Origin of the sequence: Paenibacillus sp. VTT E-133280 (assembly GCF_002264385.1) — a bacterium.
GTDB lineage: Bacteria > Bacillota > Bacilli > Paenibacillales > Paenibacillaceae > Paenibacillus_AQ > Paenibacillus_AQ nitricinens.
The window spans coordinates 12,816-37,237 of sequence record NZ_NFUX01000050.1 but is presented as its reverse complement, the minus strand read 5'-3'; the positions used below and the strand labels follow the sequence as shown (position 1 = coordinate 37,237).

Below are 24,422 nucleotides of genomic sequence, written 5' to 3'. Positions count from 1 at the left end.
GATCATTTTGGTTAATAAATAGGGGCTGTCTTTACCATAGAGTAACCTCCCGAACCACTACATGTAGTGGCTCGGGAGGTTACTTTGCTGAAGGCGTAAATGAACCTATTACTATATTTACATATATTAAAAATAGAAATAACACATTTAAATAGCGTATGATATAGGTAATGAGTCGCAGAATTTTTCGTTCGTAATACTATTCGTGTGAGGTGAAGATGATGAGAATCTTAATCGTAGATGACAATCCGACTAATGTTATCATTATCCGTGAAATCCTGAAAAAAGAAGATTACCGAAATTTCGTAACCGCATCCTCAGCAAAAGAGATGCTTACGCGGTTGGGTATCGGTTCTGTGAGTGAAGATGGACGTCCTCGGATGTCAGATATCGATCTGATTTTACTGGATATGATGATGCCGGAAATGGATGGAATCGAGGCATGTCGTGTTGTGCAGCAATACGAACACCTGAAGGATATTCCAATAATAATGGTTACAGCTGTTGGAGATTCCAAGAAGCTGGCAGAAGCACTGGATGCAGGTGCAGTAGATTATGTTACGAAACCCATTAACAAAGTGGAACTGATGGCCCGAATTAGGCTCGCGCTGCGGTTGAAGCGAGAGAAAGATTGGCATAAGGAACGAGATCAGCGAATTCAAGAAGAATTGAGACTGGCCGCACTTGTTCAGAATGCTGTGTTGAGCTCGCCTCTTCAGGAAGAGAATTTTGAGGTCAATGCCATCTATCAGCCATCCTCTGAGCTTGCCGGTGATTTATACGCGTGGTACCCCCTTGGTGATGGCCGATATGGCGTGATCCTGCTGGACATTATGGGACACGGAATATCGTCATCTCTTTTTTGTATGTTTCTTGCTTCTGTATTAAAGGACACGGTAACTACGTATGTAGAGCCGGAAAAGGTAATTCAGGAGCTCAATCGAAGGTTTAATCAGCTCTATATTGAGAAAAAGTTGATCCAATACTACTTTACGACCATTTATCTTGTGATAGATACCCGTATGAAACGTATTGACTACGTTAACGCCGGGCATCCACCAGCGCTGTTTTTTGAAGGCGAGGCTAAGACTCCAGTCATGCTGGAGAGTAACTGTCACCCAGTAGGTCTGTTTGAACGGATCGATATTCAGCCACAGAGCTTAACCTATGAAGATGAAGGGCATTTAGTTCTTTATACAGATGGTCTATTGGAACTGGTTGAGGGTGAACAAGAAGAGCAGCTTAAATTTATGATTCAACATTTAAATGTTGAACATAAGTGGAACGAAGAAGCTATTCGGGCTGCATTTTTCAATGTAGAGGTTCCTAAAGAGCGTGATGATGATAAATGTATTGTGTGGATCTCACTGAAGAAGGGAACAGATAGAGAATGAAGATAAAGGCTAAACTCTTAATTGGCTTCAGTGCCATGTTAGCGATTATGCTTGCACTTACGATGATAGGATACGACCGCTTAAATTATATGAATGACCAACTGGAAGGTTATCAGGACAGATATATGAAGGGGCGGTCTTCTTCGGGGATGCGTGGAGAAGTCAATGATATGGCGCGAATATTGACCACGACCATGCTAAGTGCAGATGCATCATCGGTAGAATCTCAAAAGAATGAGATTGATAAAAAGATTAATAAAGCGAATGAGCACTACGAGAAAATAAAAGCGTCGATGACCAGCGCTGAAGAGATGCAAATGGTTAGTCAAATAGATGATGCGTACACCTCTTATTTAAATTATCAGGAAAAGGTATTGAAACTGCTATCGGCTGGTTATTTTCAAAATGCCAGCACATATTCCAACACAGAGGGACAAGCGATTCAGAATGCCGTGTTAAACGCTCTGAACAGTCTCTCTGATTATAATGCGTTTATTATGAACGAAGAGAGTACGAAGGCCAACGAAGCTTATAAAAGTTCGACTCAGATGGTAGTTCTTATGATGATTCTGGGCTTACTTCTCGGACTTGGAGTAGTTCTTTGGATCATCCCTAGCATCACACGGGGGCTTAATGTCGTTTCGATGATGATTACCAGCTTTGGCAACGGTAAAGTGAGAGCCATACGGCGTATAAAGGTTACTACTAAAGATGAAATTGGTGAGGTTGCTCTCGTCTTTAAGAAGATGGCTTTAGATCTTGAACAGAAGCAGCAAATGGAACAGGCCTATGCGCAAGCGCAGAATGACCAATCCTGGCTGAATGCGAATGTTGCTCAGGTGACGGAACTATTGCGAGGTGTTAGCTCCTTGGATCAGGTCTCACAGACCTTCATCAATGAGTTTACCCCTGTGCTGGGAGCACAGTTCGGAGCTGTATATTTAAAAGATGCCAATCGTCCTGATTTTTTACGAAGCAGTGGATATTATGCAGTAGATAACGATAAGAAACCTAAGGACGGGTTTATGATTGGAGAAGGGCTAGTAGGACAAAGTGCGCTCGATATGCACCCCATTAGACTGGAGAAGGCTCCTGAAGACTATTCATCCGTCAAGTCCGGATTTGTGGATGCGCAACCTAGATATATTTCTATCCATCCGCTTATTTTTGAAGACGAACTGCTGGGTGTAGTAGAATTTGCTTCATTCCAACCTTTTAGCAGTTTGAAAAATGATTTGCTGCAACAACTTGCGAATAATTTAAGTATTATTTTTAATAATATTAGCCGTCGTTTGATCGTGGAGAAATTATTGCGTGATTCACAAGCTCTTACGGAAGAGCTGCAGTGTCAGTCGGAGGAATTACAGACTCAGCAAGAGGAATTGCGTCGTTCCAATGAGAACTTGGAAGAGCAGACGGATGCGCTTAAACGTTCGGAAGAACTGCTCCAGCGTCAGCAGGAAGAACTGGAGCATTATAATACGGAACTTATTGCCAAGACCCGCGCTTTAGAGGAACAAGTGCAAGAGGTTGAAGAGAAGAAAGATGAAATTGAGCATGCAAAAATTCAATTAGAGAAACAGGCCAAACAATTATCTGTGACAAGTAAATATAAATCAGAGTTCTTGGCGAATATGTCTCATGAATTGCGGACTCCACTTAACAGTCTCTTGATTTTATCTCAGCTTCTTACGGAGAATAAGGATGGCAACTTGTCAGAGAAACAGGTTGAATTTGCACATACGATTTATATGTCAGGTGCAGACTTGCTTAAGATGATTGATGAGATTTTGGACTTATCCAAGGTTGACGCTGGCAAGATGGAACTGAACCAAGAAGAAATTAAATTAACGGAGCTGAAGAGCTTTGTGAAGCAGAATTTTGCTCCGCAAGCGCTCAAAAAGGGACTTTCTTTAAAAATCACCTTTAACGAGCCATTACCAGATAGCGTCATTGCCGATGGTCATCGGTTGAAGCAGGTGCTAAGAAATCTACTTTCTAATGCTTTTAAGTTTACGATGGAAGGGTTTATTGAGTTCTCGGTTAGCCAAGCAGATGACAATCTTATTCCGCTGGATCTGCCGAGTGAAGTTGAATATATTGCTATTGCTGTGAAGGACAGTGGAATTGGTATACCGGCGGACAAGACCGATATTGTGTTTGAAGCTTTCCAACAGGTGGATGGGACAACCAGCCGTAAATTTGGGGGGACAGGCTTAGGTTTATCCATTAGCCGTGAGTTAGCGCGTTTAATGGGTGGAGCTATTGTGCTGGAATCCCGTGAGGGTCAAGGCAGTACCTTTACTATGTATTTGCCGGTTATAGGGAATTATAATAAACAACCCGCAGTAATAGAAGCTGCTGCTTCTAGAGAGGATCGGGCCTTCGAAGAATATATCGGAGATATGCTTCCAACCCTTGTACCAACGCCAGTCCATGAACCTATTCCACAATTGATGATCGATGATGACCGTGATCATTTGACTGCAAATGATAAGGTTCTGCTTATTATTGAAGACGATGAGAGCTTTGCGAAAATATTACTGGATATGGCTCATGGCCGCAATTTCAAAGGGCTTGTAGCCCTTCAAGGCGATACTGGACTGCAGATGGCGAAGACTTATCTACCTGATGCAATTATTCTAGACATTCAGCTGCCTGTAATGGACGGTTGGACCATCCTTAGAGAGTTAAAAAGCGCATCTCAGACCCGCCACATTCCTGTCCATGTCATCTCTGTAAATGATGAAGTGAAGCAGGGGCTTATGATGGGGGCTATGGCTTATTTAAGAAAACCATCTTCTAGAGAAGCTCTAGAGCGGGCGTTCTCGCAAATCGAGAACTACACCTCCAGTACGTTGAAATACTTGCTGATTGTTGAGGATGATGAGATTCAGCGTCGTTCTATCATGGAATTGATCGGTCACGACGATGTGGCTATAACCGCAGTTTCAACTGGCGGGGAGGCACTGAGTGAGCTACGGAAGCAGAGATATGATTGTATGGTTCTGGATCTGATGCTTGAGGATATGACTGGTTTCGATCTGCTGGATCAAATTCGTGATGATGAGGAATTAAATGATCTACCTATTATTATTTATACGGGTAAGGATTTGGATGGCAAAGAAGAGACACAGCTACGCAAATATGCGGAATCAATTATTATCAAGGATGTACGTTCTCCAGAACGGTTATTAGATGAGACTACGCTGTTCTTGCACCGGGTAGAAGCCAATCTTCCGGAAGATAAACGTAAGATACTGCAGAAGCTTCATAATAAAGAAGAATTGTTCGAAGGAAAGAAAATACTGCTCGTCGATGATGATATTCGCAATGTGTTTGCGCTCTCCAGTGTACTCGAAGAGTATCATATGGAAGTGAAGTTTGCGGAGAATGGACGCGAGGCGCTGGAAATGCTGGTAGAGCAAGAAGATTTCGATCTTGTACTAATGGATATGATGATGCCGGAGATGGACGGATATGAGGCTATGCGCCGGATTCGCGAGATGCCGCAGTACAAGAAACTGCCTATTATTGCGCTTACCGCCAAAGCTATGAAAGAGGATCGTGCCAAATGCATTGAAGCGGGGGCCTCTGACTATATGAAGAAGCCAATCGCAACGGGTCAACTTCTATCTTTAATGCGAGTCTGGCTGTATTCGTAACCTCAATATTGGGGTAATACTTTAAAAGAACTAACAAAAAGCCATTCTTCAAAAGTACGGCGTGTTGATAAGGGAGTCGGGATAACAATGAAAGCAATAGAACACGGATATGAAGAGCAACCCGTTCTGGCGGGAAGTGACGAACTGGAGCAAATTGAGATTGAGCTGCTTCTTGATGGGGTACACCGTTTATATGGCTATGATTTCCGGAATTATGCGTTGCCTTCATTAAAACGACGCATCTGGCATCATGTTCATGCGGAGAATGTACTCACCATATCCGCGCTGCAAGAGAAGGTTCTGCATGATCGGGCTTGTTTTGAACGATTTGTCTACAGTCTCTCTATTCCTGTTACTGAAATGTTCAGGGATCCGGGATTATTTCTAACTTTTCGCCAGAAGGTAGTTCCATTGTTAAGAACCTATCCCTATATTCGTATCTGGCATGCTGGATGTTCCACTGGGGAGGAAGTTTATTCCATGGCCATCCTGCTTCATGAAGAAGGGCTTTATGATAAGGCTCGAATTTATGCCACAGATATGAATGAGCGTTCTTTACAGCAGGCTAAGGAAGGCGTTTATGATATTAGCAGAATGAAGCAATACACAAAGAATTATTTGGAGGCAGGAGGTACTCGGGCATTTTCCGAATACTATACTGCGAAGTATAATTCAGTTATTTTACAACCTTATTTACGCAAAAATATTATTTTTGCTGAGCATAATTTAGCTACTGACACTTCATTTAATGAATTTAATGTTATTTTCTGCCGAAATGTAATGATCTATTTCAATGATGAGCTTCGTGATCATGTTCACGGGTTGTTTCATGAAAGTCTAAGTCGCTTTGGAATCCTTGTTCTGGGCTCTAAGGAGTCCATTCACTTTACGAAATATAGCGATTGCTATGAATCTTTAGACAGAGTGGAGAAAATATACCGTAACATAAAATAACGCATGTGGGAGGGTGGTCCTATGGGGTTTCAAGAACCAATTCATATACTACTAGTAGACGACCGTCCTGAAAATTTGCTGGCGCTGGAGGCAGTGCTTGAGAGCCAGCATTACGAGCTAATTAAAGCTACCTCCGGTGAAGAAGCGTTGCGCTGTTTGTTAAGGTATGATTTTGCTGTCATTGTACTAGATGTACAGATGCCGGGTATGGATGGAATTGAAACTGCAAAATTGATCAAGGCCAGAGAGAAAACGAAGGAAATTCCGATTATTTTTATCTCTGCCAATAGCAAAGAAGCGGAGCATTTATTCGCTGGCTATTCGGCAGGGGCTATTGATTATATGGTCAAGCCGTTCATTCCACAAATTTTGAACTCTAAGATACAAGGCTTTGTCGAAATGTACATCACGAGCAAGAAGCATCAGACTCAAACCATGCTGCTGCAGCAAAAGACGAAAGAACTGGAAATCATTAATAGTGAGCTTATCAAGGCAAAAGAAGAGGCGGAGATCGCCTCGAAAGCAAAGTCGGAATTTCTAGCCATGATGAGTCATGAAATTCGTACACCTATGAACGGCGTAGTTGGTATGATCGATCTATTAATGGAGACGGATCTTACTTCTGAGCAAAAGGAATATTCAGAGATCATTCGGAAAAGTGCAGACACGTTGATTACGGTAATTAACGACATTCTTGATTTTACTAAAATGGAATCCGGAAAAATGGAAGTTGAAGAGCACTTATTTGAACTCCGAAATTGTATTCAAGAGGTGTTCAGTCTCTTTTCGATAGAAGCGGGAAAGAAGAACCTGGAGCTCGCTTATTTTATTGATCAGAAATTGCCTCGGCTTTTATATGGGGATATGGCTCGTTTACGCCAAGTTCTAATTAATCTGATCGCTAACGCAGTGAAGTTCACAAATCAAGGTGGGGTTTATCTAGTCGCCTCGATCAAGAGCGTTGCGGATCATAAGATGGAAGTTGAATTCACAATTATGGATACGGGGATTGGTATTTCTCCGGAGAAATGTGACCGATTATTTGAGCCCTTCTCGCAGCTTGATTCTTCCATGACACGGAAATATGGGGGAACAGGTCTGGGATTAGCTATATGTAAATCTCTTGTCGGAATGATGGGCGGAGAAATCCGGGTAGAATCGATGGAGCAAAAAGGAGCCACTTTTATATTTACGATTCAGGCATCCATGCCAGGAGAAGATTTGATAGGTGGATATCAAGAAGAGGAATCCACGCATCTTGTTCCCAATCAAGAGGGGAGAAGTAGAATCCTTGTTGTGGATGACCATCCGATTAATCAGCGTCTAATGGTCAGCATGCTGGATAAGCTGGGCTATGCGGCCGATATGGCTGAAGATGGTCAACAGGCTGTGGAGATGGCGATTAAACGTCCTTATGATTTTATCTTTATGGACCTTCAGATGCCAGTGATGGATGGCTTGGAGGCAACCGCTCAAATTCGTCGAGAGGGCGGTCCTGCTGCCGAGAAGACCGTTATCATTGCAATGACGGCGAACGTCATGGAAGGGATTCAGAATCGCTGTAAGGCCTCTGGAATGGATGATTACATCAGCAAACCGCTGAAGATGAGTAGTATAAAACAAATTATTTCTCGATATTCTAGTAGCGACAATGTATTAGTAGAACCTGATATATCTATTTTTCAAGCGTAATCTAGTATTTACCAATTCATTTTTTTAACGTTATCTGATTCAAAGGTATATCATTAAGGTTATTAATATAGAAAATATTTGTTCAGGAGAGATCGTCTAATGAATACGCATAAAAGTAACAAGTTCCATGCTAAGACAGAAACCAAAGGGAATGTATGCACAGTTTTCCTGAGTGGTGAACTTGATTTATCAGTGGCTTCCGATTTCCGCCTGGTTATGGAGCCACTTGTGGGAGATACCAAACTAGATTTAGTTATTAATCTAAAAGAATTAAAATACATTGATAGCACAGGGATTGGTATTCTACTTTCGATCCTGAAATCAAGACAAGGAATGGACGTTAAGTTTATGGTTGAGGATGTTCCTCCACAAATTCAGAAGCTGTTTGACATGACTGGTATTTCCAAGTTTTTTGCCTCCCAAGAGAATTCCCACTAGGAAAGGATAGAACAAAGAATGAGTGATGATGTGCAAAAAGTAATTCTTCAGTTGCCTGCTAGCGCAGAGTATGTGGATATTGTTAGGTTGAATTTATACGGCATTGCCTCGAAAATGGGTTTCACCTATGAGGATATAGAAGACATGAAAGTGGCAGTATCAGAGGCGTGTAACAATTCAGTATTATATGCTTATGGCCAAAAAGACGGAGTAGTAGATGTTATTTTTGAGGTAGAGGAAAGCTCCTTATCCATTACAGTCAAAGACGAAGGGGAGAGCTTTGACGGCTTGGACAAGTCTAATGAACGTATGACACTGCACGATAAGGAGTTAAGTGACGTTCAGGTTGGCGGGTTAGGGTTCTACTTAATGCAAGCGTTGATGGATGACGTTAGTGTTGTAAGTGAAGCCGGAAAAGGGACGGTGGTAACTTTGAAGAAGCACCTTAATTTTAGCGAGGAGAAAGTATGAGTGACAAAGTGACTCCCCCCGAGTCCATGAATGAAGCAGTCACCCAAATTTGGGAGTATCAGCAGACCAAGGATAACGATCAGGCGACGTTGCTGATACAGAAATATGAGCCTATGGTAAAAATGGCTGCTGGGAAAATTTCCCGTAATCGCCCCGACTTGTATGAGGATTTATATCAGGTCGGGCAAATGGCGCTCATCCGGTTACTGCAGCAATATGATATCAGTCTCGGAATCCCTTTTGAGCCCTATGCGATGAAAAGCATGATTGGACATATGAAGAATTATTTACGTGATAAATCTTGGTACATACAGGTTCCTAGACGGATTAAAGAAAAAGGAGCGCTTGTTCAACACGCTATTGATGAACTTACAGTGAAGCTTGAGCGTTCTCCTGCGGTCGATGAGATCGCTCATTATCTTGATCTGTCTGTTGAAGAAACTGTAGAAGTACTGGCAGGCAGAGAATGTTACCATTACGTATCTCTGGATTCACCGCTTTCCCAAGAGGAGACTGGAGCTACGCTAGGGGAGCTTATCAGCTCTGATGCGAACGATTACGAGACTGTAGAGAAACGAATGGATCTGCAGCAAGCACTAGGACAATTGAAGGAGCAAGAGCAGCAGGTATTATTGCTAGCCTTCCAAGATGGTCAATCCCAGCGGGCAATCGCTCAGAAGCTGGGGGTTTCACAGATGAGCGTTTCACGGATACAGAAGCGGGCCACTGAGAAGTTAAAGCAGATTATGGCCAACTCATCCTATTGAGCTCCTTTATGTGTAATATACATTACCTGGATTTGAATTTTACTGTTCGACGATAAGGACATGCCTCTCTCCGTGCCTGGAGAATAGCATGTCCTTTATTTGTGTTCTACAAAGCTCTTACCCTGCTTGTCCGGCTAACCTTGAAGGATTAGACGGACAAGCGGGGTAAGGGGGAGCGGTGATAGATGGGTGATAGATAGCCCAGTTGTTAGCTGTTCGCATCGATGTATTTTTTGATCTCACCAAGGTACTCACCGATCACGGGAACATCAAGAAATAGGCTGAGAATGTAACCCAGGACACCAAGGACTACGAACGTTCCGAGAGATAGGCCAAGACCTCGGGATATACCGGCCATTAAGTTTGTGATAATTCTTTTTTTTGGATCTGAGTAGTTATCGAGGATGTCCTTAAATTCTGATTTTTCGAGTGAGTCAGCAATCTTATCCAGACGATTGTTTAAGCGTTTGACCTCATGCCGTAATTCGAAAGGATGTTCATCAATTTCATATGCTTTTGTTTGGCTATTTGTTTCTCCCATGGAGCACCCCTGCTTTCTGTAGCCCGAACGGGCATTTATTAAGGATCTATTCAGTCAGATGAATCTTTATTGAGGGTATAACTAAACAACAGCCAGCTGCGGACAGCTGGCTGTTGTCGGATGAAATGATAGCTGTATTATGCCGCAGATTAGTAACTGGATTTATAGGAGGATTTAACATCCTCTTTTGCATCTTTAGCCTCATCGGCGACTTCTTTAGAGGATGCTTTGGCTTCGTCAGCCACTTCTTTAGAAGCGTCTTTCACATCAGAGGCTACATTATTTGAGGCTTCACTTACAGTGTCACCAATTTTGCTGCCTGCGTCTTGAAGGGTAGCGGCAATTTGCTGCTTGCTGTCACTGACAGTTGTGTAGATATCAGAGGCTTTGACTGAAACCGTACTAGCCAGATCGGTTGCTTTTTCACCTACCGTTGTGGCAATGGCTTTGGTTTTGTCAGTTACGACGCCAGCCACTTCTTTGGTTTTGTCAGTAGCAAGCGTAAGTTTATCAGACAGATCACTACGCATTTCACGGCCAGGCTTTGGTGCAAATAACAGGGCTGCGGCAGCACCTATTAAGCTACCAATAAAGATGCCTTTGAAAAAGTTGCTTCCGTTTTCTACTTCATGCTCTACTTTATGTTCTACGTTACTCATCACCAATCACTCCTTATAAGTTATCTTACTTCGTATTTAAACTTTGGCGTATAGGCTGAAACAATTGATGAATAAGGGGACGATGGCGAGAGTCACTTGTTCTAGACTATTTATTAACAGCTTGGAATACCACATAGAACGAATTCGGGCAGATTGAGATGTAGTAATTTTTCAGAAAAGCAAGAATCTGAGGAGGCGTCACTCTGGATTTATTGCTGATGGCATTGTTTTTGTGTGGTTTCTAAAATCTTCTTGGTGTGGAGAGGATTGAAGAATGATGAAAATAGGAGTAGAATTCCTCATGGAACTAACACTTAAGGGAGTTTGTGATGTACAAAAAATCCCCGGAGCACGGGGTTATTTTCTAGCATTTATTAAATGTAGAATTCTAATAAATCCTTGTGGGTTATAGAGCAGCAAGAGAAAAGAGGAGAGTTACCATGGAAACAGTATTAGTACGAGAATATCGGTCAGATTTGCTGGAATGTGTCCATAGCGGACATATTGCTATCGTAGGAGAAAACGGGAACGTAAAGGGATATGCAGGTGATCCTGAGTTTGTGTCCTTTACCCGTTCTGCGGCCAAGCCACTTCAGGCTATCCCAGGCATTCGTGGAGGAATCGTGGAGCATTATGGTTTTACACCCGCTGAGGTTGCCCTAATGACTGCTTCTCACCGAGGAGAGAGCTACCATGTTGCAGCGCTAGAGAGTATTTCCTCCAAGATTGGGATCGATGAGCAACAAATGATATGTGCCACTAGCTATCCACTGGATTATACGAGTAGAGAGAATGCCATTCGCGGCGCGGGCAAAAGAAAGTTCTATCATAACTGTGCGGGCAAGCACATGGGGATTTTATCGTATAGTAAGCTCAAAGGACTACCACTTGAAGAATACTCTCAGCCGGAGCAAACGGTTCAGCGTGAGATTATAGATACGATTGCTTATATGGCTGGTGTAGCACCAGACAGTATTGGTCTAGGTACGGATGGATGCGGTCTACCGGTATTCGCCATGCCTTTGACCGCCTTGGCGACTGCGTATTTGAAATTAGCCAATCCTGATTTAATTGCTGACGAGGCAACTCGCAAAGCGGTCACTACGATCACTGCGGCCATGAATGCTCATCCGGAGATGGTTTCTGGGTCTGGACGCCTTGATTCAATCCTTTTGGAAGATGAAAATATTATTGCTAAGGGTGGATTTAAGGGTGTATACTGCTTCGGGTTGCGCCGCGAGCGACTGGGCATTGCCTTCAAGATTCTGGATGGATCAGAAGAAGAGTGGGGACTTATTGTACAGGGGATTTTAAATCAGATTGGATACAGTCAGAAAAATACTTTGGAAAAGCTGCGTAATGCATTTTCAGGTGTGATCTACAATGATGGTGGTACACGGGTAGGTCATGCAGATACAGATTTTCAGCTTCATTTCATGAAATAGGAACTTAAAGAGGAGCCCCTTACTGCGCATCCATCTCGGATGCGCAGTAAGGGGCTCTTTTTGTAAACGAAGAACAGTTATTTCTGACGCAGACGGCCGAGTTCGGAGACTAGCGCTTCCACCTGAGAAATACTGAGTCTATCGCTGCTCATGGCTACCTCATAAACATCGAAGATATCTTCATATTTATCTACTGAAAAAGCGGAGGCTTGCATTGCAGCAGCACTTGCCATCTTTAGTTTGTTCTTGATGGCCTCGATCATATATTCAACATTTTCCTGACTAGGTTGTGTTAAATCCATAGGGTTATTAACATCCTCTCTGTACACTGATTCATGTATTTTACCATGATTGTGAGCTTGATCACCATTTTTTTGTCGGACTCACAGAAATCATGTTAAATTAAAGGCATGAAATCAAGAATATGATCGAAGGGAGGGAAGGTATTGGCAATTAGAGAACAGGGAAGCGGTAAACGAAGCAAAATGGACGAAGTAGGATTGGTATCTTTTTTTATGGAAATTGCAGCGCTGCATTCAGCGAAGAAAGTTACGTTTCTGTGTATCGGAACGGATCGATCTACAGGTGATGCTCTCGGTCCAGTAACAGGCAATAAACTTCTGGAATATGGCTTTCCGCACGTAATCGGTACGTTGCCATCTCCTTGCGATGCAGATAATTTGGTGGCCAGAGTCGCTGAAATTCCATCTGAGCATATCATTATTGCTGTGGATGCTTGCCTAGGACCTCCAATAGCTCTTGGATATTACTTCGTTTCGAATGAGCCGCTTCAGCCAGCACAATCGGTGGGGGTATGCCTTCCAGCAGTGGGGCATTATAGCTTGGCGGCGATTGTAGATATCAACGGTCCCAAGCCATATCGGACGCTGCAGACGACTCCACTACATAGAGTTATGGTTATGGCTGAACAAATTGCCGCCGCAGCAGCAAAAGGGTTTGGAATTGAGCGTTAAGAATAGGATGCCAGTTTCAAGAAGAGCTGTTTTGCTTAATAATAGATATTAGTTAATATATCTTAGTATTTTGGAAAGAGGGAAGCAGCCATGGAAAGAGTACGTTGTGACGGAAGCAATATTTGCTACAGTGATCAGGGAAAAGGCGAGGTTATTGTATTATTGCATGGCTTTTGTGGAAGTGCTGAATACTGGGAACAAGTCATTCCCATCTTAAGCAGCGACTACCGAGTGATTGCTCCCGATTTACGTGGTCATGGAGCTTCAGAGGCTCCACTAGGCCCCTATACGATTGAACAAATGGCAGACGATGTTCTGGGCTTGTTAGATATACTAGAAATTTCTGAATGCACCATGCTGGGACATTCACTTGGTGGATATATTACACTTTCATTCGCGCAGCGGTATGCTTCTCGATTGAAGGGCTTCGGATTAATCCATTCTACTGCATATCCGGATAGTGAAGAAGCACGGGAGAATCGATTGAAAAGTGTCAGCAGAATTCAAAATGAAGGCATTACTCCTTTTGTGGACAGCTTCGTCCCAGGAATTTTTGCTAAAGCAACTGCTTCTGCATCACCGCATCTGCTGGAGCGAGCCAAAGAAATTGGTTACAAAACTCCTCCACAAGGAGCAGCGGGAGCTGCACTGGCGATGCGCGAGCGTCCGGATCGACGTGATGTGATCACAGCTACCACGTTGCCGGTACTACTTGTGGCTGGCGAGCAGGATGGACTGATTCCTGCGGAACGCACCTTTACTTCGGATAAACCAAATATAACGCAAGCTATGATTTCTGGAGCGGGCCACATGAGCCTCTTTGAAGCTCCTGAACGGTTAGCTGAGGTTATCAGAGAATTCACCCAAGCTACGGTTAATATTAACAGTCATTCATGATCGCTGAAAAATAATTCAAAAAGAGGCAGCTCCGCGTCAAAGTAACTGGCGTGGGCTGCCTCTTTTACATGGAGACTACTGAAATTTGCAGATGGATGGAACAATCTTCTTTCTCTACAAGCTCATAAGTGGCATAGCGAAGTGCAATGGTTTAAGATAAATGAATAGCACATATGAAATAGCTAGATACAAAAGATTTACAGTTCCAGAATGGAAAAGGGGGAAGTTCATGTTCCGAAGAGACTATATTGTCCGAATGATCGAAGATATGACGGCGATGGTTGCCAAGGTTCTAACGCTAAAGCAAGAGCGGAAGACAACGGAAGCCTTATGGGAAATTGATGAGCTATTGAACCGTCATTTTCCGCTGAACTCACGTCTTTTAAATTCACTATCAGTAGAAGATATTATAGATATGTTCCGGTTTAACGGTGTGTTGGAGTCAGATAAGCTTCAAGGTGTAGCCAAGCTGCTTAAGGAAGAGGGCAGCATTTATGCTGCAAATGGCGATCATGATGCGGCACTATTTAGAAGTATGAGAGCACTGCACTTATATTTGTACGCAGATTTGCACGGAGCTGATCGAGAAATACTGCAGATGACAGAGGATATTGATGAACTTTTGGAGGAAGTCAAAGCGTATCGTCTTCCAGCCAAGACGGAACGGCTGCTTCTAGTTTATATGGAGTCTATCGGACATTATAGTAAAGCGGAGGACGGTCTTTACCGACTATGGGAGCAGGGGGAAGATGTCTCACTGGAAGGTGATGAGCTGTACAGACGGCTGCTGCTTAAATCACCGGAAGAATTGGAACAAGGCTTGCTCCCTATCCATGAAGTGGAACAAGGATGGAAAGAGTGGCACCGGATCACAGAAGTTCGGAGGGAGTCGGAAGCCTAATGAATACCCCTTTATTTATTATCGATGCCTTTGCAGGAAAAGCATATTCAGGAAACCCGGCAGCAGTATGCTTGCTGAGGCATCCAGTCGACGAGACATTTATGCTGAAGACAGCAGCAGAAATGAACTTGTCAGAGACGGCATTTCTCTGGCCGGAGACTGATGGATATCGCCTGCGCTGGTTCACGCCCAAGGTTGAGGTTGATTTATGTGGCCATGCTACTCTAGCAAGTGCACATATATTATGGGAGTTGGGATTGCTGGATCCAGATGTGGAAGCTAGATTTTATACACGCAGTGGGTTGCTTAGAGCTTCTCGTGCGGATGATCTGATCTCACTGTACTTCCCGCCTTATGAGCTTAAGTCTTCTCCTACAATTCCGGCTCTTATAGAAGCACTTGGTATTTCAGAAGCAAATGTGGTAGAAACTATGCTATATGCTGACAATGTACTTGTACGGCTCGATCAGGAATCCCTAGTTCGCGAACTTAGCCCAGACTTCGGGGCTTTATCCCGGCTTGAAGAGAGAGCCTTTGCGGTTACTGCAGAAAGCTCCACCGAAGGCATAGATTGTGTGTCACGGTTTTTTGCACCGAAGATGGGGGTAAATGAGGATCCGGTCACGGGCTCAGCGCATACTGCGCTAGCACCTTTCTGGGCTAGTCGACTTAACCGTACGCAGCTGACTGCTTATCAAGCTTCCGAACGAGGAGGCTTGCTTCAACTTGAGGTAAGCAAAGATCAGATTAAGATGTCTGGCCGAGCAATAACTATTGTTAGTGGAGAGCTGCAGGTGAAGCCCTGATAGGATAACTCTTGTAGAGCCGTGATATAATGGAACGATGTTGGTTAGGAGACATAGAATCTCCATTTTTAATCCCGAAAGTGAGATGTGCGTTGTGGAATCTTTAAAAGCTCTTATTGAACAACTGATTAATGACCGTACCTTGATTATGGCTACCTTAAGCCAAGTGCGTAACAAAGGGGAGACCTGTACGAAGGTACAGATTAAACCTGTCGAACTAAAAGGTAAGTTGCATTATCAGTTTGCGTCCTATATTGGTACAAAGGTTGAACATCGCAACGTACCGGCAGAATTAGCAGCGGAGGAGATGACCCTTTTATTTAGAGAATCATATCGCCAAGGCTTGTTATGCACGGTGGAAGCGGATTATCAGGTACTGATTAGCAAGAAATTCAAAGTATCTATCCTTACCAAGTCTCCAAGTAAAAAAGAAGAGCCGGATCTAGCACACAACCGGCGCAAGCGCTATGTGCTGGAGGATGGAGAACCTGTGCCATTTCTTGTGGAGCTTGGCATAATGAACAGAGAAGGAAAAGTGCTGGCCAAGCGATACGATAAGTTCCGGCAGATCAACCGTTTCTTGGAGATGGTTGAGGATGTGCTTGCAGATCTGCCAACTGGACGGCCATTAACGATTGTTGATTTTGGCTGTGGTAAATCGTATTTGACCTTTGCTCTTTATCACTACCTGACCGTCCGCAAGAAGCGGGAGCTTAATATTATTGGACTTGATTTGAAAGCAGATGTAATTGAGCATTGTAATGAGCTTGCTACGAAAATCGGTTATAATCACCTGAAGTTCCTTGTGGGTGACATTGCCGAGTACGATGAGCTGGATCAGGTAGATATGGTTATAACGCTTCATGCTTGTGACACAGCTACAGATGCTGCACTCGAAAAAGCAGTACGTTGGGGCGCCTCCGTTATTTTGTCTGTGCCTTGCTGTCAGCATGAATTGTTCGCGCAGATTGAGAATGAAGTAATGAGTCCGATGCTTTCACATGGGATACTTAAGGAGCGTTTCTCTGCCTTGGCTACGGATGCTATCCGTGCCAAATTGCTCGATATGATGGGTTATAGCAGCCAGCTGCTGGAATTCATCGACCTGGAGAATACACCGAAGAATATTTTAATCCGTGCCGTTAAAAGCTCGGGTGGTGATAACTCCGTCAAATGGCGTGAATACACCGCCTTCCGTGATTTTATAGGGGCGAAACCTTACCTTGAGCGCGTATGTGCGGACCTGCTTCCGAGTGGAAGTTCGGTGGAGGGGTAGCGCGACGTTTTAGGAGTGGTATATTGGTTTAGTTGTATTTTGTGCAGCTAAATATGCTCTGAAGTTGCTTTACTGTGAATTAGTTGCACTCTGTACAATTAATAACGATCAATTCTCTCCATCTGGCGGGATTTTCGAAAAATAGTTGTATATTATGCAATTACATTAGGACGCAGTAGCGAAGATCAGAGGTTAGTTGTACTTTTTGCAACTATAAACCTTTTTTGATGAGAATTGGGACGGTACAGCTCCTTCGTGGAGAGGTATTGTCCTTTTTTGCATTCTAGTTTTGCGAAGGGGAAATGTGGAAAGGATAGAGATAACTTAACGAATATAGGGGTATCTAAATGGGGAGCGTTAACAGAGAGCGGAATCCGGATTCAATAATCGTATATTTTAGTGCAGCCTTAGTCATCGCAGCCGGAGTAGGAGCTTGTTTGCTGCGTGGATTTTTTTTTACAGAGGAGATGTACCTCTTTCTGACCCTATGGTTTGTGATGTGTTCTGCTGTTTTGCTTTATTTGTACATTGGCGTAAGCAATAGGAGAAGTAGCTTAGGGGGAGCAAGTGGAGTAAGTAGAGCTTTGAAAATAATGTTGGCTGCACCCTTAATAGTTCTATCACTCTATCTGATTCATTCGCTAAGAGAACCCCTTTCGGCACAGGGAACAATGAATGAAATATTACGGTGGGGCTTGTATGCTAGCTTTGTATTTTTGGTTTGTTTTTGTGCATTGAATCGGGTGGGGCGTCAGCTTATCATTGCCGCATGGACTATATTGGGCATGTTCTTAAGCATAAGTGCTTTGCTGGCAGTGTGCGGGGTACTAGAGTTACCTTTCGCTGTAGCCTACAGCAATTCACCGGAAGTAAGCATCACTGGTGCCAGATTAGCAGGAGTGATGGAATATCCTAATGCTTTTGGTGCTGTGATGGCTGTTTTTCTATTGGAGCGGTTGTTTGCTGTCGCTGCTTATTATGAAAGACCTCAGAAGAGTGTGAGGATGTCGCCAGCAGGAGGTTGCGGTGTTGGGCGAGAGTCTGAAAAGACAGGGATAGAGTATACCGGGTTGGGATATGGGAGTGAGTGCATAGAAGAGGAGCGTGGGAGTGAAAAGGTAAGCGTAAATGTAGGAGTGGAGCGGCGAGAAGCGGGAAGCACGGCCGCCGCGCTGCTGCGCTTGCTGCCGCTGTTCCCGTACGCCGCCGCGCTGCTCCTCAGCGAGTCGCGCGGCGCGTGGCTGACGGCGGCTTGTGCCTGCACCGCCGTCTTGCTCTGGAAGCGGCAGCTCATCGCGCCGCTTCTTACCGCTGGCGCCGCGCCTGTCGCCGCCGCGGCGCTGCTCTACCGCCAACTGGCCCGTGCCGGGTTGGCGGTAGAGCCTCTGCCCGGCCTGCTGTGGCTGGCCGGGCTTTGGGCCGGCGCGTGGCTAGCCGGCCTATGGCTGTGCCGCAGCCAGCGCAGCGCGGCGGGCAGTGCCCGAGCCGCCATGCTGGCATTGGCGGCGGCAGGTTGGACGGCGGCGGGCACCGCCGTCCTCCTGCACGTGCGCGAGCGGATCACCGGACCGTCAACGACGGTATCCGCGCGTGGTCTGTTCTATCGCGACGCCTGGCGGCTGGCGGTAGAGGCACCTTGGCTGGGGCGCGGGGGCGAGACTTGGCGGAGTTCATATCTCGCCGCCCAATCCCGCCCTTATGTTGGCAGCCAAGTGCATAGCGGTTATCTCGACATCCTGTTGAACCTAGGATTTGTCGGCCTCGCAGCCATACTGTTAATGCTGCTGGCAGCAGGCTGGTTGCTGGCTAAGAGATCGCTGCGTCTCTTGCCGCCATTTTTGGTTATCGTTTTGCATAGCGCAGTCGATTTTGACTGGAGCTACGGATTAATCTGGCTGCTGCTTTTTTGGCTGCCAGCACTTGCCCTGTCTGAATATGAGCAGAAACATCAATCTGTGAATACCCGCTTTACGTCCATAAGTTTGTTCACCACTCATTTCGGACCCGTGACTCCACCGCCAACTCAATCGACGTCCGCGAGCCCACAGTCAACTCACCTCGAGTCCGCGACCTCGCCTAAACTCGCCCATCCATATCCCCGCCGACTATTCATCACTGCCGCCTGCTCCCTTTATCTCATGCTATCTGTATTGTCCCTTCATGCCGCACAAGGAGAGAGGTACTACAGGCAAGCAGTTCAGACGGTTGATTCCTCGGTGAAGATAGATATGCTACAGCAATCGCTAACGTGGAATCCCCGGTCTCCTAGAACAGCGGTAGAATTATCCAGGCTGCTTACGAACGAGAAGGGCGTGAGAATACTCCAGCAGAGCTTGCTATACTCCCCGAGGAATGCACGTTTAAGCTGGGAAATGGCTAGACGATGGATGTACAGTGATGATCCGGGAGCTGCATTATATTGGATACGTCGAAGTATTCAGCTTGATAAATACAACTCTGTGAAGTGGGTCAAAGGGATTGAAGGCATGCTTATGATGGGCCGAAAAAAGTTAGCGGAAGGGAATCGAGTGGAGGCTATAAACTGTTTTGCCTCAGGAAATGAGCTTTTGCGGCAGTATAGAGTGTTGGCAGACTACGAGGCTGGAAAAGGTGAGCAGCATAATGATCGAAAGTTCCAAATGACAGAACAAGCCGACGACCTGAGTCGGCGGCTTAGGGGATTAGCTTCACGATTTTAACTGACGCGAAATGATCCAAGAGTACAGAACGGGAACGATAATAGCAAGCACAAGTGCCGTAATAATAAGGACCTGAGACAAGATTCCGCTCCAAAAGGCTCCTCCAAAAATGAGCAACCCACCGATCATCCACATTCTTCCCGAGAGACGATGTGTTTTTCGCCACACCTCTGGGCTGGAAAGTGTCCATGCTGTACGAACACCGAACAAATAATTATCTTTTATCTGTGGCATGAAGTTGCCGAGCGCAATAAACATCACTCCGACGGCTCCTATAGCAATTTTGCCCACGTTAATATCTTTTCCCAATCCGTAAGCAACTGTGAGCACAAGCATGAGATTAAAAAGCACCCCAATAGTGAGTCTGCTCATGGCATAAGCATTTTCGAACTTCTTGTAATTTTCTCGCTTAGGGTCGATGCTGCGTGTGAACTGCAATATCAGGGGGAGCACAATGCCCAGAATACCCCACATGGGAATAGCTATGTTTTTATCCCAATAGCGGTTGACCTTGCCGGTAATTCCGAACTGGGCAGGCAACTCTTGCGGCAGCTTATCGTAATTGATTAAAGCATAAGCTAGTGAAGCTAAACCTAATATTACAATTAGTGTATCTTGCCATCTCCATTTAAAATCCTTCATCGTCAATCAGCCTCCTTCTCAGAATCAATATTCTGACGGCTTTGCTTTCCGTCCAAAGCTTTACTTTCCGTCTCCGTTTGCTTTCCTGTACCTGTTAGCTCGAGCAGCCAGCCAAGAACCTCTTCCAGAACCGTCGTATTTAAGGAATACACAATGAATTGACCTTTTCGTTCATCCTGTACGAGATCGGCATGCTTCAGAGCATTCAGATGGTGAGAAATACTTGGTTTAGACATGTTGAAGAAATCGGCGATTTCACCTGCGGTGCGGTCTTTTTCCCTTAGTAACCGAATGATTTGGCGACGGGTAGGGTCAGCTAGTGCTTTGAAAGACTCATTCATATGCCACCAGCCTTTCGATATTTAGGTAATTATCTAAATATATAATAATCCTTCGTATTCTTATCTGTCAATGTGTACCTTCCTCATTTTGGGGTTAATCAGATGGTTCCAACTCTTTTTAAGAGAGGATCGAAATAGGGTGACGGCCTTGTTCCTGTAAGTAGAAGTGATAAGGTTGCTTGTGCTAGAATAGGCTAAGAGAAACTGGAAAAAAAGCAGAGCGGCAAAGCTTCTATAAATATAAGAAAATAAAAGTTTAGTATCTATACTTTATTTCTTATATTTCTCGCTTAAACGTCTAGCGTCTTTATAGTCGTCAAAGATGTTTATGTTTGATACATAGCCATATTCTGCAGAAAATGGAGGAGGAGCACGGTTGCATATTATTTCTGATCTGATCTCAACATTGTTTGAATGGATTCAAAGTCTTGGTTATTTTGGGATTATGATCGGACTTATGATTGAAGTCATCCCGAGTGAAATCGTACTGGCTTTCGGTGGCTTTTTAGTATGGAATGGAGATATTAATTTTTTTGGTGCCGTATTATTCGGTACGATCGGCGGAGTCATTGCACAGATTTTTGTATATTGGATTGGTCGTTACGGTGGCAGACCTTTTCTCGAGAAATACGGCAAATATATTTTTATTCAAAAGAAGCATATTGACCATTCGGAAGAGTGGTTCAATAAATACGGGACGGGCGTAATCTTTACAGCACGTTTTATTCCCATTGTTCGCCATGCCATTTCTGTTCCAGCGGGTATTTCTCGTATGCCTTTAGGTAAGTTTACTTTGTTGACTACGCTTGCTGTTATTCCATGGAGTGCATTGTTTGTATATCTGGGGATGACCTTGGGGAATAAATGGGAAGATATTGACCAAGTAGCCGCTAAGTATACCAACGAAATTATTCTTGTAGCGATCGCTCTGATCATCATTTACTTTGTGTTTAAATGGTACAAATCCAAGAAAAAGGGGACTACAAAATGAAGCAGAATGTAGCTCAAAAGTTTGGAAAAGGCCTAACACCGCGCCAATTCGTAGAAAGTATGACGAAGAACCAACAGGCCTTTGAATCCTGGTATGAGAAGTTTACTTGGGAAGATGAGAACGATAAGGAATATTTCGAAAGTCTGAACCACCGAGACGATTTGCGGGTACTAATCCTGGCAGCGGATTGGTGTGGAGACGTAGTACGCAACATTCCTGCTGTATTCCGTATTCTGGAGACGGCGGGTATGAAGACAGAGGTATTCATTTTGGAAGAGAATCTGGATCTTATGGATAATTTCTTGACCATGGGTGGAAGATCTGTACCCGTCGTGATTTTTGCGGACACTGGCGGATATGTGCTCGGACATTGGGGTCCTAGACCAGAGCATGTGCAGCGTATAATGAGAGAGTTCAAACGTGAGAATCCTGATCGTGAGGCCGCTGATTACGACAGCAAAATCGCAGAAGCACGTACAGCAATGGGGCAAGCTTATGGGGAAGGAACGGAATATCAGACAGTGATTGCCAAAGAACTGCGTAGTCTGATTTCCGGATTCTAGGGCAGATGCTAAATATTCGTTCATTTAATCTGGGTCCGCTTCAGACGAATGCCTACTTACTGACAGGTGCGGATCCTGCGAAGGGTATCATCATAGATCCCGGTATGAATCCTGCTGCGTTAGTGCGGAGTATCGAAGGAATGGAAATCGAAGCTATTTTGTTAACACATGCACATTTTGATCATATGGGCGGTGTGGATGAAATTCGTAAAGCTAAGAAATGTCCTGTTTATTTACATCCACTTGAAAGTGAATGGCTAAGCAGCCCCAAGCTGAACGGTTCACTAATGTGGTCCGAGGTGTCACCTCCTCTAGCTACAGATCCTGCGGAATATGATCTGGCAGAAGGGCAAGTTCTGCAGTTCATTGGACACACTTTCCGTGTATACCATACACCTGGTCACTCTCCAGGCAGTGTAAGTTTCCTTTGTGGAAATGATCTATTCTCCGGAGATGTACTCTTTAAAATGGGAGTTGGACGTACAGATTTGCCTGGTGGTAGGGAACGAGATCTGTTTGATTCTATTCGTGGCAAGCTATACAAAATGGATGATGAAGTGAAGGTTTATCCAGGACATGGTCCACGGACAACTATTGGATTTGAAAAGATTCGCAACCCTTATGTTCCTCAATAAACGTTGGTTCTAGTAGAACCGACAAAAAACGAGGAAGTTTTAATAGACAAAAGACTACAAAAGGACTAGAATGAGGTTAATTAAATGTAACTTTTACCTCGCGAAGCACGCAGACTGCGGAATTAATCCCGGTTTGCGTTCTTTTTTTTGTCTTCATATAGGCTTGAAAGCATGGAGGGAAGTAGAATGGAGAAGAATATATACTACCCGCTGGACTATGGTTGGTATGACTCCAAGGAGAAATGGAACCATTTTTGCAGCAGTAATTGCCGATTTTTTTCGGAGTGTCCAGGAAAGGCTGGCTTTTGTGCATCCGAAGAACGTAGAGACATACAATTTGAAAATAAGGATCTTCGTAATGGCTTGCTTCAGGAGACCAGTGGGGTTTACGGGGGATTATCAGTGGTTTCAGGAGACGAGATCAGAAGGACGTCTCTTTTTTGGCATTTTCCGGCAAGGGAAGGGATCATTCAGCCCTGGCGGCGCAAGTTGTGGGATCTCAAAAAATAATTATTAAGTGGAATGAACGATTCATAATACATATTCGTACTACAAATAGAAACGAAATCTTGAATGGAGGGGCAGATGAGCGATCAGTCGCTGGAGAGAATCAGACGGGCACAGCAGGGAGATACTTCAGCATTGTCTTCACTGCTGCGAGAACACTATACTTTTTTATTCAAATATTTAATCAAGGTGACCATGGACCCGTTGCTGGCAGAGGATCTTGTACAGGACACCATGGTCAGATGTATGGAGAAGATCAGCACCTATAACGGAACTTCTTCCTTTTCCTCTTGGTTAATCACAATTGCCACCAGAATATTTATTGATCGCAAGCGGCGCTGGAAGCGTGAAGCGGAATGGAAACAGCGGGAGCAGCAGGAACAGGGGATCCGTTCGATTCGTTGGCGATTTGAGAGCAGAGGGGAAGAGTGGAGTGAAGTGCTGGATTCCCTCTCCAGATTACCCTCTGCACAAAGAGTGGCTGTGCTATTGAAGCATTACTATGGCTATAGTTATGACGAAATTGGCGAGATCATGCGAGTTCCTTCAGGTACAGTCAAGTCGCGTGTATCCCTTGGTCTTAACCAACTACGAAAGGAGCTGAATGAGGATGGAGAAGGATAAAGATAAGGAGCCTGAGATGTATTTGCACAAGCTTTCAAATGAGCTTGACCGGTTAGATGCACAATATAATGACATTACACCACCTTCATTACAGGAACTGGAGAGGTTAATGGTTGATGCCTCTGTGCATAGAAAGAGCATGGAACGTAAAGAGCTGCTGTTATTCTGGGGCATATCTTTGATCCTGGTCAGCGTATTTCTATCCATTCTCGGTTCTGCACCGATAATCTATTGGATTATTCAAGCGATTATTCCTATTGCGGGACTCAGTGCTCTAGGAATAGCGAGGATTAGGAGAAACAGAGAAGGTGCGCAAGAATGAATGAGCTGCAGGATGTGCCCCTATGGTTATGGTTTTGCATAGCTATAGCATTAATGCTGCAAGGGACATGGCTATTCCGGGATGCAAGACGACGCGGAAGAAAAGCCTGGTTCTGGGGTCTATGGGCTATAACTACAGTTCCTTCACCTGCTTTGGTCTATTTACTTGTTGTCATTCTACCGGAAAGACGTAGGCGAAAGAAGTTGTAAAGGTCCGGG

Annotated in this window: 26 protein-coding genes; 21 read left to right on the top strand and 5 right to left on the bottom strand. The window is 44.4% G+C overall.

Annotation, left to right across the window (positions count from 1 at the left end; genetic code table 11):
• Positions 1-221: 221 nt before the first annotated feature.
• The 7 genes from CA600_RS20420 (at position 222) to CA600_RS20390 (ending at position 9,381) form a co-directional block, all read left to right on the top strand.
• Positions 222-1,394: a SpoIIE family protein phosphatase gene (locus CA600_RS20420; RefSeq protein ID WP_094872441.1), complete on the top strand. Its 1,173-nt coding sequence runs from the start codon at positions 222-224 to the stop codon at positions 1,392-1,394.
• A complete protein-coding gene (locus CA600_RS20415) occupies positions 1,391-5,059 on the top strand; it encodes a response regulator (protein WP_094872440.1) in 3,669 nt (1,222 codons plus the stop codon). Before CA600_RS20420 ends, CA600_RS20415 begins: the two co-directional genes overlap by 4 nt.
• Positions 5,060-5,146: 87 nt before the next feature.
• Positions 5,147-6,013 (top strand): CheR family methyltransferase, encoded by an 867-nt coding sequence (locus CA600_RS20410; RefSeq protein WP_076300661.1) that lies wholly within the window; start codon positions 5,147-5,149, stop codon positions 6,011-6,013.
• A gap of 21 nt (positions 6,014-6,034) precedes the next feature.
• Positions 6,035-7,705 (top strand): response regulator, encoded by a 1,671-nt coding sequence (locus CA600_RS20405; RefSeq protein WP_094872438.1) that lies wholly within the window; start codon positions 6,035-6,037, stop codon positions 7,703-7,705.
• Between the two features lie 99 nt (positions 7,706-7,804).
• A complete protein-coding gene (locus CA600_RS20400) occupies positions 7,805-8,143 on the top strand; it encodes an STAS domain-containing protein (protein ID WP_042131044.1) in 339 nt (112 codons plus the stop codon).
• An 18-nt stretch (positions 8,144-8,161) separates the two neighbouring features.
• Entirely contained in the window at positions 8,162-8,614 is a 453-nt protein-coding gene (gene rsbW / locus CA600_RS20395) for an anti-sigma B factor RsbW (RefSeq protein WP_042191848.1), read from the top strand.
• Positions 8,611-9,381, top strand: a complete 771-nt coding sequence (locus CA600_RS20390) for a sigma-70 family RNA polymerase sigma factor (protein ID WP_042131042.1) — start codon at positions 8,611-8,613, stop codon at positions 9,379-9,381. Before rsbW ends, CA600_RS20390 begins: the two co-directional genes overlap by 4 nt.
• A 208-nt stretch (positions 9,382-9,589) precedes the next feature.
• Here the strand turns inward: CA600_RS20390 and CA600_RS20385 are convergent, their stop codons facing one another.
• Both CA600_RS20385 and CA600_RS20380 read right to left on the bottom strand, forming a co-directional pair.
• Positions 9,590-9,922 (bottom strand): DUF5665 domain-containing protein, encoded by a 333-nt coding sequence (locus CA600_RS20385; RefSeq protein ID WP_094872436.1) that lies wholly within the window; start codon positions 9,920-9,922, stop codon positions 9,590-9,592.
• A gap of 149 nt (positions 9,923-10,071) precedes the next feature.
• Positions 10,072-10,581 (bottom strand): YtxH domain-containing protein, encoded by a 510-nt coding sequence (locus CA600_RS20380; protein ID WP_076285477.1) that lies wholly within the window; start codon positions 10,579-10,581, stop codon positions 10,072-10,074.
• Positions 10,582-11,021: 440 nt separating this feature from the next.
• On the opposite strand from CA600_RS20380, the gene CA600_RS20375 reads away from it, so the two are divergent.
• A complete protein-coding gene (locus CA600_RS20375; protein ID WP_094872435.1) occupies positions 11,022-12,026 on the top strand; it encodes an asparaginase in 1,005 nt (334 codons plus the stop codon).
• A gap of 77 nt (positions 12,027-12,103) precedes the next feature.
• Here CA600_RS20375 and CA600_RS20370 read toward each other — a convergent pair whose 3' ends face one another.
• Positions 12,104-12,328: a DUF1128 domain-containing protein gene (locus tag CA600_RS20370; RefSeq protein ID WP_042131036.1), complete on the bottom strand. Its 225-nt coding sequence runs from the start codon at positions 12,326-12,328 to the stop codon at positions 12,104-12,106.
• A 144-nt stretch (positions 12,329-12,472) separates the two neighbouring features.
• Here CA600_RS20370 and yyaC point away from each other — a divergent pair, with 144 nt between their 5' ends.
• The 6 genes from yyaC to CA600_RS20340 all read left to right on the top strand — a co-directional run bounded on the left by yyaC (position 12,473) and on the right by CA600_RS20340 (position 19,579).
• Positions 12,473-13,000: a spore protease YyaC gene (yyaC, locus tag CA600_RS20365; RefSeq protein ID WP_256989937.1), complete on the top strand. Its 528-nt coding sequence runs from the start codon at positions 12,473-12,475 to the stop codon at positions 12,998-13,000.
• Positions 13,001-13,090: 90 nt separating this feature from the next.
• Entirely contained in the window at positions 13,091-13,897 is an 807-nt protein-coding gene (locus CA600_RS20360; protein WP_094872433.1) for an alpha/beta fold hydrolase, read from the top strand.
• Between the two features lie 229 nt (positions 13,898-14,126).
• On the top strand, positions 14,127-14,798 hold the full coding sequence (locus CA600_RS20355; RefSeq protein ID WP_094872432.1) for a DUF6483 family protein: 672 nt from the start codon (positions 14,127-14,129) through the stop codon (positions 14,796-14,798).
• On the top strand, positions 14,798-15,604 hold the full coding sequence (locus CA600_RS20350) for a PhzF family phenazine biosynthesis protein (protein WP_094872430.1): 807 nt from the start codon (positions 14,798-14,800) through the stop codon (positions 15,602-15,604). The genes CA600_RS20355 and CA600_RS20350 overlap by 1 nt, the downstream gene beginning before the upstream one ends.
• 85 nt (positions 15,605-15,689) lie before the next feature.
• Complete coding sequence (locus tag CA600_RS20345) at positions 15,690-16,880, top strand: class I SAM-dependent methyltransferase (RefSeq protein WP_094872429.1); 1,191 nt, start codon at positions 15,690-15,692, stop codon at positions 16,878-16,880.
• 347 nt (positions 16,881-17,227) lie between these two features.
• Positions 17,228-19,579 carry an O-antigen ligase family protein gene (locus CA600_RS20340; RefSeq protein ID WP_256989936.1) on the top strand — a complete coding sequence of 784 codons (2,352 nt, stop codon included), beginning with the start codon at positions 17,228-17,230 and terminating at the stop codon, positions 19,577-19,579.
• Here CA600_RS20340 and CA600_RS20335 read toward each other — a convergent pair.
• Positions 19,568-20,221: an SdpI family protein gene (locus CA600_RS20335; RefSeq protein ID WP_094872427.1), complete on the bottom strand. Its 654-nt coding sequence runs from the start codon at positions 20,219-20,221 to the stop codon at positions 19,568-19,570. The two genes, CA600_RS20340 and CA600_RS20335, sit on opposite strands and share 12 nt — an antisense overlap.
• 2 nt (positions 20,222-20,223) lie before the next feature.
• A complete protein-coding gene (locus CA600_RS20330; RefSeq protein WP_094872426.1) occupies positions 20,224-20,562 on the bottom strand; it encodes an autorepressor SdpR family transcription factor in 339 nt (112 codons plus the stop codon).
• Positions 20,563-20,938: 376 nt separating this feature from the next.
• Between CA600_RS20330 and CA600_RS20325 the strand changes: the two genes are divergently transcribed.
• From CA600_RS20325 to CA600_RS20295, 7 genes are all read left to right on the top strand, one after another.
• On the top strand, positions 20,939-21,553 hold the full coding sequence (locus tag CA600_RS20325) for a DedA family protein (protein ID WP_094872424.1): 615 nt from the start codon (positions 20,939-20,941) through the stop codon (positions 21,551-21,553).
• Positions 21,550-22,116, top strand: a complete 567-nt coding sequence (locus CA600_RS20320; protein WP_094872423.1) for a thioredoxin family protein — start codon at positions 21,550-21,552, stop codon at positions 22,114-22,116. The genes CA600_RS20325 and CA600_RS20320 overlap by 4 nt, the downstream gene beginning before the upstream one ends.
• 5 nt (positions 22,117-22,121) lie before the next feature.
• The gene (locus CA600_RS20315) at positions 22,122-22,751 is read left to right on the top strand and encodes an MBL fold metallo-hydrolase (protein ID WP_094872421.1); all 630 of its coding nucleotides are present in this window, start codon (positions 22,122-22,124) and stop codon (positions 22,749-22,751) included.
• Between the two features lie 186 nt (positions 22,752-22,937).
• Complete coding sequence (locus CA600_RS20310) at positions 22,938-23,261, top strand: hypothetical protein (RefSeq protein ID WP_094872419.1); 324 nt, start codon at positions 22,938-22,940, stop codon at positions 23,259-23,261.
• A 75-nt stretch (positions 23,262-23,336) separates the two neighbouring features.
• Positions 23,337-23,882 carry an RNA polymerase sigma factor SigY gene (gene sigY / locus CA600_RS20305; protein WP_094872418.1) on the top strand — a complete coding sequence of 182 codons (546 nt, stop codon included), beginning with the start codon at positions 23,337-23,339 and terminating at the stop codon, positions 23,880-23,882.
• Complete coding sequence (locus CA600_RS20300; protein ID WP_094872416.1) at positions 23,869-24,204, top strand: YxlC family protein; 336 nt, start codon at positions 23,869-23,871, stop codon at positions 24,202-24,204. The genes sigY and CA600_RS20300 overlap by 14 nt, the downstream gene beginning before the upstream one ends.
• The gene (locus CA600_RS20295; protein WP_094872414.1) at positions 24,201-24,413 is read left to right on the top strand and encodes a hypothetical protein; all 213 of its coding nucleotides are present in this window, start codon (positions 24,201-24,203) and stop codon (positions 24,411-24,413) included. Before CA600_RS20300 ends, CA600_RS20295 begins: the two co-directional genes overlap by 4 nt.
• Positions 24,414-24,422: the final 9 nt, after the last annotated feature.

What these genes read in the sequence shown, in the direction of transcription:
- CA600_RS20420 (WP_094872441.1), top strand. Translation starts at nt 222, where the DNA reads ATGAGAATCTTAATCGTAGATGACAATCCGACTAATGTTATCATTATC.
- CA600_RS20415 (WP_094872440.1), top strand. Translation starts at nt 1,391, where the DNA reads ATGAAGATAAAGGCTAAACTCTTAATTGGCTTCAGTGCCATGTTAGCG.
- CA600_RS20410 (WP_076300661.1), top strand. Translation starts at nt 5,147, where the DNA reads ATGAAAGCAATAGAACACGGATATGAAGAGCAACCCGTTCTGGCGGGA.
- CA600_RS20405 (WP_094872438.1), top strand. Translation starts at nt 6,035, where the DNA reads ATGGGGTTTCAAGAACCAATTCATATACTACTAGTAGACGACCGTCCT.
- CA600_RS20400 (WP_042131044.1), top strand. Translation starts at nt 7,805, where the DNA reads ATGAATACGCATAAAAGTAACAAGTTCCATGCTAAGACAGAAACCAAA.
- rsbW (WP_042191848.1), top strand. Translation starts at nt 8,162, where the DNA reads ATGAGTGATGATGTGCAAAAAGTAATTCTTCAGTTGCCTGCTAGCGCA.
- CA600_RS20390 (WP_042131042.1), top strand. Translation starts at nt 8,611, where the DNA reads ATGAGTGACAAAGTGACTCCCCCCGAGTCCATGAATGAAGCAGTCACC.
- CA600_RS20385 (WP_094872436.1), bottom strand. Translation starts at nt 9,922, where the DNA reads ATGGGAGAAACAAATAGCCAAACAAAAGCATATGAAATTGATGAACAT.
- CA600_RS20380 (WP_076285477.1), bottom strand. Translation starts at nt 10,581, where the DNA reads ATGAGTAACGTAGAACATAAAGTAGAGCATGAAGTAGAAAACGGAAGC.
- CA600_RS20375 (WP_094872435.1), top strand. Translation starts at nt 11,022, where the DNA reads ATGGAAACAGTATTAGTACGAGAATATCGGTCAGATTTGCTGGAATGT.
- CA600_RS20370 (WP_042131036.1), bottom strand. Translation starts at nt 12,328, where the DNA reads ATGGATTTAACACAACCTAGTCAGGAAAATGTTGAATATATGATCGAG.
- CA600_RS20360 (WP_094872433.1), top strand. Translation starts at nt 13,091, where the DNA reads ATGGAAAGAGTACGTTGTGACGGAAGCAATATTTGCTACAGTGATCAG.
- CA600_RS20355 (WP_094872432.1), top strand. Translation starts at nt 14,127, where the DNA reads ATGTTCCGAAGAGACTATATTGTCCGAATGATCGAAGATATGACGGCG.
- CA600_RS20350 (WP_094872430.1), top strand. Translation starts at nt 14,798, where the DNA reads ATGAATACCCCTTTATTTATTATCGATGCCTTTGCAGGAAAAGCATAT.
- CA600_RS20345 (WP_094872429.1), top strand. Translation starts at nt 15,690, where the DNA reads ATGTGCGTTGTGGAATCTTTAAAAGCTCTTATTGAACAACTGATTAAT.
- CA600_RS20340 (WP_256989936.1), top strand. Translation starts at nt 17,228, where the DNA reads ATGGGGAGCGTTAACAGAGAGCGGAATCCGGATTCAATAATCGTATAT.
- CA600_RS20335 (WP_094872427.1), bottom strand. Translation starts at nt 20,221, where the DNA reads ATGAAGGATTTTAAATGGAGATGGCAAGATACACTAATTGTAATATTA.
- CA600_RS20330 (WP_094872426.1), bottom strand. Translation starts at nt 20,562, where the DNA reads ATGAATGAGTCTTTCAAAGCACTAGCTGACCCTACCCGTCGCCAAATC.
- CA600_RS20320 (WP_094872423.1), top strand. Translation starts at nt 21,550, where the DNA reads ATGAAGCAGAATGTAGCTCAAAAGTTTGGAAAAGGCCTAACACCGCGC.
- CA600_RS20315 (WP_094872421.1), top strand. Translation starts at nt 22,122, where the DNA reads ATGCTAAATATTCGTTCATTTAATCTGGGTCCGCTTCAGACGAATGCC.
- CA600_RS20310 (WP_094872419.1), top strand. Translation starts at nt 22,938, where the DNA reads ATGGAGAAGAATATATACTACCCGCTGGACTATGGTTGGTATGACTCC.
- sigY (WP_094872418.1), top strand. Translation starts at nt 23,337, where the DNA reads ATGAGCGATCAGTCGCTGGAGAGAATCAGACGGGCACAGCAGGGAGAT.
- CA600_RS20300 (WP_094872416.1), top strand. Translation starts at nt 23,869, where the DNA reads ATGGAGAAGGATAAAGATAAGGAGCCTGAGATGTATTTGCACAAGCTT.
- CA600_RS20295 (WP_094872414.1), top strand. Translation starts at nt 24,201, where the DNA reads ATGAATGAGCTGCAGGATGTGCCCCTATGGTTATGGTTTTGCATAGCT.